The 13,359-nt window shown below is 67.5% G+C and carries 10 protein-coding genes and 2 tRNA genes; 3 read left to right on the forward strand and 9 right to left on the reverse strand.

Translation table 11 applies throughout. From position 1 onward, the window contains the following. Window positions 1-8: 8 nt before the first annotated feature. A complete protein-coding gene (locus tag ACAM26_RS03950) occupies window positions 9-1,244 on the reverse strand; it encodes a DUF1015 domain-containing protein (protein ID WP_369613151.1) in 1,236 nt (411 codons plus the stop codon). A gap of 42 nt (window positions 1,245-1,286) precedes the next feature. After that, window positions 1,287-2,300, reverse strand: coding sequence for an amino acid ABC transporter substrate-binding protein (locus ACAM26_RS03955; protein WP_369613152.1), 1,014 nt, complete (start codon window positions 2,298-2,300; stop codon window positions 1,287-1,289). A gap of 739 nt (window positions 2,301-3,039) precedes the next feature. Here ACAM26_RS03955 and rpoH point away from each other — a divergent pair. After that, complete coding sequence (rpoH, locus tag ACAM26_RS03960; RefSeq protein WP_123139228.1) at window positions 3,040-3,879, forward strand: RNA polymerase sigma factor RpoH; 840 nt, start codon at window positions 3,040-3,042, stop codon at window positions 3,877-3,879. 120 nt (window positions 3,880-3,999) lie between these two features. Here rpoH and ACAM26_RS03965 read toward each other — a convergent pair. The 6 genes from ACAM26_RS03965 to ACAM26_RS03990 all read right to left on the reverse strand — a co-directional run bounded on the left by ACAM26_RS03965 (window position 4,000) and on the right by ACAM26_RS03990 (window position 8,146). Further along, window positions 4,000-4,075: transfer RNA gene (locus ACAM26_RS03965), tRNA-Phe, on the reverse strand. 418 nt (window positions 4,076-4,493) lie between these two features. Continuing rightward, complete coding sequence (locus ACAM26_RS03970) at window positions 4,494-4,766, reverse strand: oxidative damage protection protein (protein WP_123139229.1); 273 nt, start codon at window positions 4,764-4,766, stop codon at window positions 4,494-4,496. Window positions 4,767-4,806: 40 nt separating this feature from the next. Continuing rightward, window positions 4,807-5,889 (reverse strand): A/G-specific adenine glycosylase, encoded by a 1,083-nt coding sequence (gene mutY / locus ACAM26_RS03975; RefSeq protein WP_369613153.1) that lies wholly within the window; start codon window positions 5,887-5,889, stop codon window positions 4,807-4,809. After that, window positions 5,886-6,203 (reverse strand): DUF2007 domain-containing protein, encoded by a 318-nt coding sequence (locus ACAM26_RS03980; RefSeq protein WP_369613154.1) that lies wholly within the window; start codon window positions 6,201-6,203, stop codon window positions 5,886-5,888. The genes mutY and ACAM26_RS03980 overlap by 4 nt, the downstream gene beginning before the upstream one ends. A gap of 14 nt (window positions 6,204-6,217) precedes the next feature. Continuing rightward, a tRNA-Gly gene (locus ACAM26_RS03985) sits at window positions 6,218-6,291 on the reverse strand. A 31-nt stretch (window positions 6,292-6,322) separates the two neighbouring features. Beyond that, window positions 6,323-8,146, reverse strand: a complete 1,824-nt coding sequence (locus ACAM26_RS03990) for a long-chain fatty acid--CoA ligase (protein ID WP_369613155.1) — start codon at window positions 8,144-8,146, stop codon at window positions 6,323-6,325. A gap of 334 nt (window positions 8,147-8,480) precedes the next feature. On the opposite strand from ACAM26_RS03990, the gene ACAM26_RS03995 reads away from it, so the two are divergent. Continuing rightward, a complete protein-coding gene (locus ACAM26_RS03995; protein ID WP_123139233.1) occupies window positions 8,481-9,545 on the forward strand; it encodes an efflux RND transporter periplasmic adaptor subunit in 1,065 nt (354 codons plus the stop codon). Beyond that, window positions 9,538-12,795: an efflux RND transporter permease subunit gene (locus ACAM26_RS04000; protein ID WP_369613156.1), complete on the forward strand. Its 3,258-nt coding sequence runs from the start codon at window positions 9,538-9,540 to the stop codon at window positions 12,793-12,795. Before ACAM26_RS03995 ends, ACAM26_RS04000 begins: the two co-directional genes overlap by 8 nt. A gap of 303 nt (window positions 12,796-13,098) precedes the next feature. Here the strand turns inward: ACAM26_RS04000 and moaD are convergent, their stop codons facing one another. Further along, window positions 13,099-13,353, reverse strand: a complete 255-nt coding sequence (gene moaD, locus ACAM26_RS04005) for a molybdopterin converting factor subunit 1 (protein WP_369613157.1) — start codon at window positions 13,351-13,353, stop codon at window positions 13,099-13,101. Window positions 13,354-13,359 lie beyond the last annotated feature (6 nt).

A 13,359-nucleotide genomic window follows, 5' to 3' on the forward strand; every position in this document is an offset into this window, starting at 1 on the left:
TTGCAGTGTCAGTCCAGGACGTGGCTCACCAGTCCGTCGGCGAGCTTGGGTTCGAACCATGTGGACTTGGGCGGCATCACCGCGCCGGCGTCGGCGACGGCGAGCAGCGATGCCATGGGAGTGGGGTGAAGGGCGAGCGCGAGCGCCATCTCGCCGCTGTCGACGCGTTGCTGCAGCCCGTCGAGTCCGCGGATGCCGCCGACGAAGTCGATGCGCGGATCGCGGCGCGGGTCGTCGATGCCGAGCAGTGGCTCGATCAGGTGTTGCTGGAGCAGGCTGACATCGAGGCTGGCGACCGGGTCGTCGGCAGGGATCAGCCCGGGGTCGAGTCTCAGCCGATACCAGTGTCCGGCGAGATAGAGCCCGAACTCGCCGGGGCGTGCGGGCGCGATCGGGGTGTCCGCCGGGTCGACGGCGAAGCGCTCGGCGATGGCCGCGAGCAGCGTCTCCGGGCTGTGGCCGTTGAGATCGCGCACCACCCGGTTGTAGTCGAGGATGCGCAGCTGATCGTGGGGGAAGATCACCGCGAGGAAGGACTCGTGCGCGCCGCCCGGCGCGGTGCCGGCCTCGCGGCGGGCTGCGGCCACCCGCGAGGCGGCCGCCGAGCGGTGATGGCCGTCGGCGACGTAGAGCACGTCGATCGCGGCGAAGGCGGCGTCGATTGCGGCCACCTGCGCTGGTTCGCCGAGCCGCCACAGCTCGTGGCGCACGCCGTCGGCGGCGGTGACGTCGACCTCGGGTGGCTGCTCGGTGGTCGCGGCGAGCAGGCCGTCGACCGCGGCCTGGGCGCGGTAGGCGAGGAACACCGGACCGGTCTGGGCGTCGAGCGCCTCGATCTGGCGCACCCGGTCGTCCTCCTTGGCCGGGCGGGTGAACTCGTGGCGCTTGATCCGACCGTCGTCATAGGCCGCCACCGAGGCGGCGGCGACCAGTCCGGTCTGGCGGTGTCCGTCCATGGTCAGCCGGTAGACGTAGTAGCTCGGGCTCGGGTCGCGTCGCAGCACCCCGGCCGCGAGCATGTGCTCGAGGTTGGCGCGAGCCTGGGCATAGACGCTCGGGTCATGGGGATCGGTGCCCTCCGGCAGGTCGACCTCGGCACGCGAGATGTGCAGGAAGCTCCAGGGGCGCTCGCGTACCAGCTCGCGTGCCTCTGCGACGTTGATGACGTCATAGGGCGGGGCGATGACGGCCTCGGCACGATCGGGTGCCGGACGCAGGCCGGTGAAGGGCTTGATCAGGGGCATGGGTGCTCTCGCTGTTGGATGGTCCGGGGGATGATGGCCTCGTCAGCGGCTCGGCGGCGCGTAGAGGATGCCGCCGTCGCGCCAGAGCGCGTTGAGGCCGCGCCTGATCCCGAGCGGCGAGTGAGCGCCAAGGTTACGCTCGAACAGCTCGGCATAGTTGCCGACCTGGACGATGATGCGCTGGCGCCAGCCCGGTGTCAGACCGAGTCGGGCGCCGAGCCGGGCATCGTCTTCCGGTGACGGCATGGTCGGGGGCAGCTCCGTCGTGGGCGTGATGAGGCTGTGGCTGTCGATGCCTTGCTCCTCGGCATCGATCAGCACGAACAGCGTCCAGCGCACGATGTCGAACCAGCGTCGATCGTCGTCGCGTACCGCCGGCGAGAGCGGCTCCTTGGAGATCACCTCGGGGAGAATGCGATGCCCGCTGTTGCCCTGTGGCAGCATCGAGCGTATCGCGAACAGCTGCGACTGGTCGGTGCTCAAGACCTCGCACTGGTGATCCTGATAGGCCTGGGTGGCGCTGCGGCTATCGGCGCTGATGACGAGCCGCGCGCGCATCCGGTGGCGCGCGAGATAGCCCTTGATATTGCCCGGCCCCGTGCCCCCGGCAATCACGCAGATCGACTGATCGTCGAGTTCGAGGGCGCTGTGGACGGGGCTGTCGTCATGGACCATGAAGCCCTGACCGTCGTGATAAAGGATGCCGACGAAGGTGATGCCGGGCTCGGTATCGCGCGTCAGGGTCCAGGTGGTGTTGCGCGCCAACAGGTCGAACTCGCCGTCGCGCAGGCGTGCGAGACGGTCGTTCGGCGAGGTGGCGACGAAGCGCACGCGCCGGGCATCGCCGAGCGTGGCGGCGGCCACCGCGCGACAGAAGTCGACGTCGAGTCCGTGCCAGTGGCCGTCGGCGTCGCGGTACGACAGCCCTGGTACATCCTGATTGACCCCGCAGCTTAGCTCGCCGCGTGCGCGGACCTCGTCGAGGGTGTCGGCGCTCCCCGGGGCGAGGATGGTGGCGAGGATCAGGCCGATGAGCCATTGCTGTCGAATCCGCATCGCAAGTCTCCGCTGGACGGTCGCTCGGAGGAGGTCTTCAGCGTCCGGACCGACGATCGCCTGGGCGTCCGGAGCGGGTCGCTGTATCCGCTTGCGGCGAGCCTGACGGCGCTGGCCGTTGTCGACGCGTCGCCGAGCAGGCCATCACCACCGGGTGCGAGCCGTCTGGTGGCTGAGTGTGGGCGTGGACGGCGATCTTCGGGCGGTGGCCAGCGACCACCGGGCAGGGTGGCGCGGATCGGTCCATGTCTTCAGCAAGCAGCCACGCCGATGCCATGGGTTGGGGGCCTCTCGTTGTCTGGCATCCGCATCCTTTCTCCGGTCTGGATGTGACCGACTATCTTTTCAGTATCGTCCTCGCGGCGCAATGCCCAGGGCTCGCCCGAGGCTGTTTGCAGCCTAGCGACGAAGAACCACTGTTCAGGTTTTGTCCAACCTTTGAGAATCTCCTCGGCACCCTGTCATCTCGCGATGGAGCGACTTGGGTTGCCCTTGGTTGATTTGTTCAAGTGACTGTTTTTAAAAAATAAAAAATCAGTTATCAGCTTCGCCTATGGTTGTTATCGAAAGATACGATCCCTAATTAACCGCTCGGATCTTGTCCCTATGCCGATGCTTGCCTAGAGTCTGATTGAACTTTTGTCGTGCTCCTGTCTCCAAATCCGCGGCAAAAGTGCTGGCATATTCCTTAGCGTACTGCTAGGATAATTATCCAAGCTTACAACTCAGGTATTGGACTATGGCGAAGGATCTCACTCTCGTGCCTACTGGCACCATCGATGCCTACATCAGCGCCGCGTACCAGATCCCAGTCCTGACCGCAGAGGAAGAGCGCTCCCTGGCCGTGCGGCTGCGCGATCATGGGGATGCCCATGCCGCCAAGCGGTTGGTGACCTCGCACCTGCGCTTCGTGATCCGCATCGCTCGCGGCTATCTCGGCTACGGTCTGCCGTTGCCCGACCTGATCCAGGAGGGGACCGTGGGCCTGATGAAGGCGGTGCGTCGCTTCGAGCCCGACATGGGGGTGCGTCTGGTCTCCTTCGCGGTGCACTGGATCCGCGCCGAGATCCACGAGTACATCCTGCGCAACTGGCGCATCGTCAAGGTCGCCACCACCAAGGCTCAGCGCAAGCTGTTCTTCAACCTGCGTAGTGCCAAGAAGCGTCTGGGCTGGTTCACCCGTCAGGAGGTCGAGGACGTGGCCGCCGATCTCGGGGTCAAGCCGGAGACGGTGTTGCAGATGGAGTCGCGTCTGGCCAACCAGGACCTGTCGTTCGACGGTCTCGACGACGATGACGACGACGCCCCCTCGGCGCCCTCGACCTATCTGCCCGACAACAGCATGGAGCCGGGCCGGTTGCTCGAACGCGAGGACTCCGAGCGCAATCAACGCGAGCGTCTCTATGCCGCACTCCAGGGACTCGATGAGCGCAGCAAGACCATCCTGCGCGAGCGCTGGCTCTCCGAGCGCAAGCAGACCCTGCACGAGCTGGCCGAACAGTTCGGCGTCTCGGCCGAGCGCATCCGCCAGATCGAGAAGAACGCGATGAAGAAGCTGCGCTTGCAGTTGGAGATATGATGAGCCCGGGCGCGCTGGATGCGCGCAGCCCTCACCGAGGCCCGCCAAGTGCGGGCCTTTTTCATGGTGGGGAGAACGAAAAAGGCCCCGTCGACGGACATCGACGGGGCCTTTCGAAGATGGTGCCCAGGGACAGAATCGAACTGCCGACACGGGGATTTTCAATCCCCTGCTCTACCAACTGAGCTACCTGGGCAGGTAGTTCGTGTGCAAGCATGCTGCTTGGCTTGAGCGCAGTATTAAACCAACGGAATTTTGGTCCGTCAAGTCTTTTTCAAGCTCTCAGCCGCCAGCCGCCAGCCGCCAGCCGCCAGCGGATTGAACCGCAAAGCCGCGAAGGACGCGAAGAAGGAAAGAGCTTCCGGCGATCAGCCTCCAGCTGCCAGTGGCTGTCTGCCTTCGAGTGTTGGCACGCCACCCAGTGTGCCGACAGTGAATGGAGCGTGGCGCTATCGTCGAGGGCGTCCCTCCACTGGCGGCTGGCCGCTGGTGGCTGGCAGCTTGAATCACTTCGCGTCCTTCGCGGCTTTGCGGTTCAATCTCCTGGTCGCTGGTCGCTGGTCGCTGGTCGCTGGTCGCTGGTCGCTGGTCGCTGGTCGCTGGTCGCTGGTCGCTCAACTGCCTGGCGGCACGTACCCCTCGGGCAGTTCGGCGCCGTCGCCGAAGAAGAAGTGTTCCATCTGGGTCTCGAGGAAGCGGCGGGCCTTGGGGTCCATCGGGCTCAGTCGGTTCTCGTTGATCAGCATGGTCTGGTGACGCAGCCACTCCTGCCAGGCCTGTTTCGAGACCTGTTCGAAGATGCGTGCGCCGAGCGGGCCCGGGTAGGGTTGGCGATCGAGTCCCTCGGCCTCCTGGCCGAGTCTCACGCAGTGCACGGTACGGCTCATGCTTGGCTCCTGTTGCTGCGGGTGCCGGAGGGCGCGTCGTTCAGTCTTGGTCGAGGATGCTCGCCACCGGCGCCGGCAGGCCGAGCGTGGCGCGCTCCTCGGGACCGACCCAGCGGCGATCGGCCTCGTTCACGGTCGTGGCCGGGGCCGACAGCCGGAGCTGCACGACCTCGATCTCCAGCACGAAGTGAGTAAAGGTGTGACGGCGTCCACGCAGGGTTTCAACCGTGTCGGGGGTGCTGTTGAAGCGCGCCAGGCACCAATCTGCCGGGTCGTGCCCGGGGTCGGTCTCGGGCAGGCTCCAGAGCCCGCCCCAGATACCGCTCGCGGGACGGCGCTCGAGCAGGACGGCGCCGGTGTCGTCGCGGACCACCAGCATCCGGGTGCGGCGTTCGGGCAGCGTGCGCCGCGGGCGCGGGGCCGGCAGCTCGCGCTGGCGCCCCTGGTGCAGGGCCTGACAGCGCGCGGCGAGTGGGCAGCGCGCGCAGTCCGGGGTGGCACGGGTACAGCGGGTGGCGCCGAGGTCCATCATCGCCTGGTTGTAGGCGCCGGTGCGCTGGTGCGGGGTGCAGCGCTCGCTGAGTTGCCACAGCCGCTTGAGCACCGCGCTCTGTCCCGACCAGCCGTCGACGGCGAAGCAGCGCGCCAGCACCCGCTTGACGTTGCCGTCGAGGATCGGATGGGGCTGGCTGTCGGCGAGCGAGAGGATGGCGCCGGCGGTGGAGCGACCGATGCCGGGGAGCGCCTCGACCGCCGCCAGGGTGTCGGGGAAGCGCCCGCCGTGGCTCTCGACGACGGTGCGCGCGGCGCGGTGCAGGTTGCGCGCGCGGGCGTAGTAGCCGAGCCCGGACCACAGCGACAGCACCTCGTCGAGCGGGGCTGCGGCCAGGCTCGACAGGTCCGGAAAGCGCGTCATGAAGCGCGCGAAGTAGGGGATCACCACCGCCACCTGGGTCTGCTGCAGCATGATCTCCGAGACCCACACCCGGTAGCGGGTCGGCTCGTGCTGCCAGGGCAGGTCCTTGCGTCCGTGCCGGTCGAACCAGTCGAGCACGGCGGCGGCGAAATCGGCGGGTGACCAGGGGGCGGGCGGCTCGCTGGCGAAGAGGTCGGGTGTACTCATTCGGGGTAGGGGGTCGCGCAGTTCCAACACAGGGCGAATCCGGCCTCGACCTGCTCGCCGCAGTGCGGGCAGGTCCAGGCCGGGGTCGGGTGGCCGCCGAGTCCCTCGCGCAGGAAACGCGCGAGTACGGCCTCGGCACGCTCACGATCGTCGTCGTCGATGAGCCAGAGGATCGGATGGATGTCGAGCGGCAGCTCGCCCGCGGCACCGGCAAGGGCGTCGCCGAGGATGACGGTACGGATCAGATGGCGATCGAGCAGATCGTGGAGGAGCTGTGCCTCGATGCGGTCGCCTGCTTGATAGAGTGGACGCATAGAGGACTGGGGAGTGGAGCGGGTGATGGGAATCGAACCCACGTCATCAGCTTGGGAAGCTGAGGTTCTACCATTGAACTACACCCGCATTCGTCCCGATTGTATGCGTTCAGCCCCGCTCAGGCAAGCTCCGAGTCCTTGTACATGTGCTCGATGGCGTCCTGGTAGCGCTCGATCACCTTGTTGCGCTTGACCTTGAGGGTCGGTGTGAGCAACCCGTTCTCGATGGTCCAGGGCTCCAGGGTCAGGGTGACGCGCCGGATCTTGGCGTAGCCCGGGAAGTCGCGCAGCGCCGTGCGGATACGCTTGACCGCCTCCTTGTGCAGCTTGGCGTTGGCGAGGCTCGTCGGGTCCTCGGGATCGAGTCCGAGTTCGAGCGCGAGCCCCGGCCAGAGATCGGGGTTGAGCACCAGCAGCGCGCTGAGATAGGACTGCCCCTCGCCGAGTACCACCACCTGATCGAACAGCGGGTCGAGCGCGATGGCCAGTTCCATGTCGCCGGGCGGCACCTTCTCGCCGTTGGAGAGCACCAGGATGTCCTTGATGCGCCCGGTGATATGGATGTGGTTGTCCTCGATGCGCGCCTGGTCGCCGGTGTGCAGCCAGCCGTCCTGGGCGAGCATCTTGGCGGTGGCGGCGTGGTTGTTCCAGTAGCCGAGCATGGTGTTGTCGCCGCGCACCAGCAGCTCGTTCTCCGGGCCGATGCGCACCTGCAGCCCGCGCAGCGGCACGCCGACGCTCGCCGGAATGTTCGACTGCAGGGTGTTGAAGCTGATCACCGGGCTGGTCTCGGTGAGGCCGTAGCCCTGCAGCAGCGGCACGCCGAGACCGATGAAGGTGCGCGCGACCTCGGTCGACAGCGGTGCCCCGCCGCTGACGGTGGCGCGCAGCCGACCGCCGAGTCGCTGCTGGACCGGGAGCGCGACCTTGCGTCGCAGCAGCGGCCAGACGAGCAGCCAGGGGTGCCAGCCGGCGCGGCCCTGCTCGTGCTCGAAGGCGCGCCAACCGGCGGCCACCGCGGCATTGAACAGCCAGCGTACCGGCTTGGGCCGCTTGTCGAGCTGATCGAGGATGCGCTGATAGACGCGCTCGAACACCCGCGGCACGGCGATCATCGCCGTCGGGCGGATGGTCTGCAGGTCCTCGGCGAGCTGGCCGATCGAGCGCGCATAGGCCACCCGTGAGCCGGCCATCATCGGCAGATAGTAGCTGCCGGTGCGTTCGAGCATGTGCGAGAGCGGCAGGAAGGAGAGGAAGACGTCCTCGCCGTAGACATCGATCTGGGTCAGCGCGCCGTGGGCGTTGCTGAGGATGTTGCGGTGGCTGAGCATCACCCCCTTGGGACGACCCGTGGTGCCCGAGGTGTAGACGATGGTCGCCAGCGCGTCGGGATCCCCCTCGCGCGGGGTCGGCGCCGGGGCCGTGGCCGGCAGCCAGTCCTCGGCGACCACCACGCGGGGGTCGGCCGCGGCGCAGGCGCGCGAGGCCTCGCTCGCCTCCAGCAACACCACCCGCAGCGGCCAGGGCGAGTCGCCGATGGCCTCGGCCAGACGACGCCAGCGACCGAGATCCTGCACCAGCAGCACCTTGACCGCGGCATCGTTGAGGATGTAGGTGGCGTTGTCGGCGCGGTCGTCGGTGTAGAGCGGGACCGTGACCAGACCGAGTCCGAGCGCGGCCTGGTCGAACATCACCCACTCGGGACAGTTGCGCAGCAGGATCGCGACCCGGTCGCCGGGCTCGAGCTGCTCGTCGGCGAGCGCCTGACGCCAGCGCGCCGTCGCCTCACCGACCTCGGCCCAGGTCAGATCCTTCCACCCGCTGGCGCGCTCGAAATGGGTGTAAGCGACGCGCTGTGGTGAGCGTGCTACCCGTTGCAGGAAGAGCCCGTCCAGGGTTCTTGCTCGGTCGATCGGGATCAAATCCTCGGACCATCGGCTCACGAAACTGCCCTCTCCGCCGTGTTGCTGTCTGGATCGGACGGTCTGGCGTCGACCGTCCGTCTGGATGCGCTCGAGCCCGTGGACCGATCGGTGCGTGCGAGCGGTCGGCATCGCTGCCGCCCCTTGGGGCGGAGCTGCTCGACCCGAGCCGGGCTACGGTATAAAGGCCGTCACCGATTTGCAATCTTTCCGCGCCCCTGATCGTCTCGTCTCGCCGCCTGATTACGCCATACTTGGGGCGGGCTGCGGCGAGGTCATGTGTTGGGAGTTGTTGAAAGGTCAACTGCGCCGCAAATATAATAAAATTCTAATATTTTGACGATTCCGACTCCCCATGCGTACCATCCGATTGATTGCGGCGCTCGCCGCACTCGCCCCCGGCCTGCTCCAGGCCGCCGATAGCCCCTCTCTCGAGACCGCGGTCGCCGAATACCGCACGCTGCCGCGCGAGTATCGTCTCGACGGCATCGTCGAGGCGGTCAACCGCACCACGGTCTCGGCCCAGACCCAGGGTCGGGTCGAGGAGATCACCTTCGACGTCGACGACTATGTCGAGCAGAACAGCGTGGTCGCCCGTATCAAGGACACCGAACATCGCGCCAAGGTCGCCCAGGCCGCCGCCGACCTCAAGTCCGCCTCGGCGCGGCTGCTGCAGGCGCGCGAGGAGTTCGAGCGCATCCAGGGCCTCTATGCGCGCAAGAACGTCTCCGACTCGGCGATGGACAAGGCCACCGCCGATCTCGCCGCCGCCCAGGCCGAGCTCGACTCGGCCACCGCGCGGCTCGAGCAGGCCCAGGAGCAGCTCGACTACACCCAGATCCGCGCCCCCTATTCGGGCATCGTCACCCACCGTCACGTCGAGATCGGCGAGACCCTGTCGCCGGGACAGCCGGTGATGACCGGCATCTCGCTCGACCAGCTGCGGGTGATCGTCGACGTGCCGCAGAGCGCGATCGCCTCGGTGCGTCGCGAGCCGCAGGCCCGCGTCTATCTGCCCGACGGCGAACGGGTCGAGACCGATCGCATCACCGTCTTCCCCTTCGCCGACCTCGGCTCCAATACCTTCAAGGTGCGTATCGAGCTGCCCGAGGGCACGCCGTCGCTGTTCCCCGGCATGTTCGTCAAGACCGGTTTCGTGGTCGGGGTGAAGGACGAGCTGGTGGTGCCGCGCGCGGCGGTGGCGCGTCGCTCCGAGGTCACCGGGGTCTATGTGGTGACCGCCGACGATCACCTGATCCTGCGCCAGATCCGGCTCGGTCGCGAGCTCGACGACGTGGTGGTGGTGCTCGCCGGGCTGAACGCCGGCGAGCGCGTCGCCCTCGATCCGATCGCCGCCGGGGTTGCGATCAAGGCCCAGGCCGAGGCACGACGTGCGGCCGTGGAGGCCGACCATGACTGAGCCGGCGCGACAGGGGCTCGCGGGCGCCATCGCCGCGCGCTTCCAGAACAGCGAGATCACCCCGCTGCTCGCGTTGCTCGGGCTGCTGCTCGGGCTGTTCGCGATCCTGGTGACCCCGCGCGAGGAAGAACCGCAGATCGACGTCACCTTCGCCGACGTCTTCATCCCCTATCCCGGTGCCTCGGCCAGCGAGATCGAGCACCTGGTCTCGGGTCCGGCCGAGCAGGTGCTCGCCGAGATCCAGGGCATCGAGCACATCTACTCGGTCTCGCGCCCCGGCATGGCGGTGCTCACCGTCCAGTACGAGGTCGGCGAGGACAACACCGACGCGGTGGTGCGGTTGTTCAGCAAGGTGCTGTCGAACCAGGACTGGCTGCCGCAGAACCTCGGCGTCGGCAGCGCGATCGTCAAGCCCAAGGGCATCGACGACGTGCCCATCCTCACCGCCACCCTGTGGTCGGACGACCCCGCCGTCGGCGCCTTCGAACTCGGCCAGGTGGCGCATGCCATCGAGCAGGAGATCAAGCGCGTCCCCGGCACCCGCGACGTCTACACCGTCGGCGCCGCCGATCAGGTGGTGCGGGTGCTGCTCGACCCGCAGGCGCTGGCCGGCTACGACATCGATCTCGACGACCTGCGCCGCTCGCTGCAGGCCGGCAACACCACCAGGGACAACCTCACGGTGACCGCCGACAACCGCGAGCTGCTGGTGCAGGCCGGCACCTTCCTCACCAGCCCGCAGGAGATCGCCGATCTGGTGGTCGGGCTGCACGCCGGGCGTCCGGTCTATCTGCGCGATGTCGCCCGGGTCGAACTCGGGCCGCAGCAGCCGACCACCTCGGTGCGTATGGGCGCCGCTCTCGGCGCCACGCACACCGGGCTGGAGCTGGCCGGCAGCGTGCCGGCGGTGACCATCGCGGTGGCCAAGCTCCCCGGCATCAATGCCGTCGACGTCGCCGGGCGGGTGACCGAGCGGCTCGAGCAGCTGCGCGGCATCTTCATCCCCGACGGGGTGGAGTTCACCATCACCCGCGACTATGGCCAGACCGCCGACTACAAGGCCAAGAAGCTGATCACCAAGCTGATCTTCGCCACCAGCTCGGTGATCCTGCTGGTGTGGCTGACCATCGGTTGGCGCGAGGCGGTGATCGTCGGCGCGGCGGTGATCGTCACCCTGGCGCTGACCCTGTTCGCCTCGCTCGCCTGGGGCTTCACCCTCAACCGGGTGTCGCTGTTCGCGCTGATCTTCTCGATCGGTATCCTCGTCGACGACGCCATCGTGGTGGTCGAGAACATCCACCGTCACATGGCGCTGCACGTCAGCGGCACGCGCCGACGCCTGCTCGAGCTGATCCCGGGCGCGGTCGACGAGGTCGGCGGACCGACCATCCTCGCCACCTTCACGGTGATCGCGGCGCTGCTGCCGATGGCCTTCGTCAGCGGCCTGATGGGCCCCTACATGAGCCCGATCCCGATCAATGCCTCGATGGGCATGCTGATCTCGCTGGTGGTGGCCTTCGTCTTTACCCCGTGGATGACCAACGCCATGCTCGCGCGTCATTACGACGCCGACCCGCAGGCCGCGGCCGGTCATCAGGAGGAGGGCGCGGCTGGCGCTCGACTGGCGCGCTTCTTCACCTGGATCATGACGCCCTTCCTCGAGGGCCGGCGCGGCTGGCGCAACCGCTGGTTCCTGCTGTTCGGCATCTTTGCGCTGATCGCCGCCTCGGTGAGCCTCGCGGTCAACCGCACCGTGATCCTCAAGATGCTGCCCTTCGACAACAAGAGCGAGTTCCAGGTGGTGCTCGACATGCCCGAGGGTACCAGTCTCGAGCACACCGCCCAGGTACTCGCGGAGATGGGCGACTATCTCTCCGGGGTCGAGGAGGTCACCGACTTCCAGTCCTACGCCGGCACCGCTGCGCCGATCAACTTCAACGGTCTGGTGCGTCAGTACTATCTGCGCGAGGGCGCGCATCTCGGTGATCTGCAGGTCAACCTGGTCGATGTGCACCATCGTGATCGCCAGAGCCACGAGATCGCGCTGGCGTTGCGCCCGCCGCTGCAGGAGATCGCCGAACGTCACGGCGGAGTGGCCAAGATCGTCGAGATCCCGCCCGGTCCGCCGGTGCTCTCGCCGCTGGTCGCCGAGGTCTACGGGCTCGACTATGCCGGTCAGATCAAGACCGCGCGGGCGGTGCGGGCGCTGTTCGAGTCGACCCCGGGCGTCGTCGACGTCGACGACTCGGTCGAGTACCCGGCCACCAAGCTGGTGGTGGTGGTCGATCGCGCCAAGGCCGCGCGGCTCGGGGTGGCGCAATCGAGCATCGCCCAGGCGCTGGCGAGCGTGCTCGACGGCGACGACATGAGCTATCTGCACGGCGCCGGGGTCAAGTACGCGGTGCCGATCCGCGTCGAGTACAGCGAGGCCGACAAGGCCGACGTCGAGCAGGTGCTGGCGCTGCGGGTGCGTGCAGAGAGTGGGGCGCTGGTGCCGCTCTCGGAGATCGTCGAGGTGGTCGAGACCGAGCGCGAGCACAGCATCTACCACAAGGATCTGCTGCCCGTGGTCTATGTCACCTCGGACGTCGCCGGGGCCACCGACAGCCCGCTCTACGGCATGTTCGCCATCTCCGCGGTCCTCGATGAAGAGCTTGGGCTCGAGCAGTGGTTCCTGCAGCAGCCGGACAACCCCTACGAGTACAGCCTCAAGTGGGACGGCGAGTGGCAGATCACCTATGAGACCTTCCGCGACATGGGCGCGGCCTATGGCGTCGGCCTGATCCTGATCTATCTGCTGGTGGTGGCGCAGTTCCGCAGCTATCTGGTGCCGCTGGTGATCATGGCGCCGATCCCGCTGACCATCATCGGGATCATGCCCGGGCACGCCCTGCTCGGCGCCCAGTTCACCGCCACCTCGATGATCGGCATGATCGCCCTGGCCGGCATCATCGTGCGCAACTCCATCCTGCTGGTCGACTTCATCAACCAACAGGTGCGCGAGGGCAAGGCGTTCGCCACCGCGGTGATCGACTCGGCGGTGGTCCGTGCCCGACCGATCGCGCTCACCGCGGTCGCGGCGATGGCCGGCGCGGCCTTCATCCTCGACGACCCGATCTTCTCCGGGCTGGGGGTGTCGCTGCTGTTCGGCCTGTTCGTCTCCACCGTCCTCACCCTGGTGGTGATCCCGGTGGTCTACTACGGCGTGATGCACAAGCGCGTCGAGTGGATCCGCCGCGCCACCGGCTGATCGTCCCGCCAATCGCCGGTACGTCGGTTGGGTTGCCAGGGCGGCAACCCAACCCTCGTCGGCGCAGAAGACCGAACAGCTAAAGACTGAACCGCAAAGGCGCCAAGCGCGCAAAGTTTTGCCGGTTGGGTTGCCCGTGCGTCTATTGCTCTATCGCTGTCCGGTGTTGGGTTGCCGATGGCAACCCAACCTACGTCCGGACCTGAGTTGTCAGCTCCCAGCCGCCAGCTCCGGTGGCTGACGGCTGGAGGCACTCCTCTCCTTCGCGTCCTTGGCCCCTTCGCGGTTCATCTCCCCGACGCGCTACCCCCCCGTTACCGGCGGGAAGAGCCCGATCTCGTCGCCGTCGCTGATCTCGGTCTCGGCGCGGGCGAGGGTGTGGTTGCGCGCCATCATCAGCCGCGGGGTGGCCTCGAGCGCCTCGCGCCAGGGGCTGCCGCGCGCGCTCAGGTGCGTGACCAGCGCGCCCAGGGTGTCGACCCCGGCGGGGAGTTCGATGTGTTCCTCGTCGCGACCGATGCGCTCGCGCAGGCTGGCGAAGTAGCGGACGTGGATCATCGCGCC

Origin of the sequence: Marichromatium sp. PS1 (genome assembly GCF_041155115.1) — a bacterium.
GTDB lineage: Bacteria > Pseudomonadota > Gammaproteobacteria > Chromatiales > Chromatiaceae > Marichromatium > Marichromatium gracile.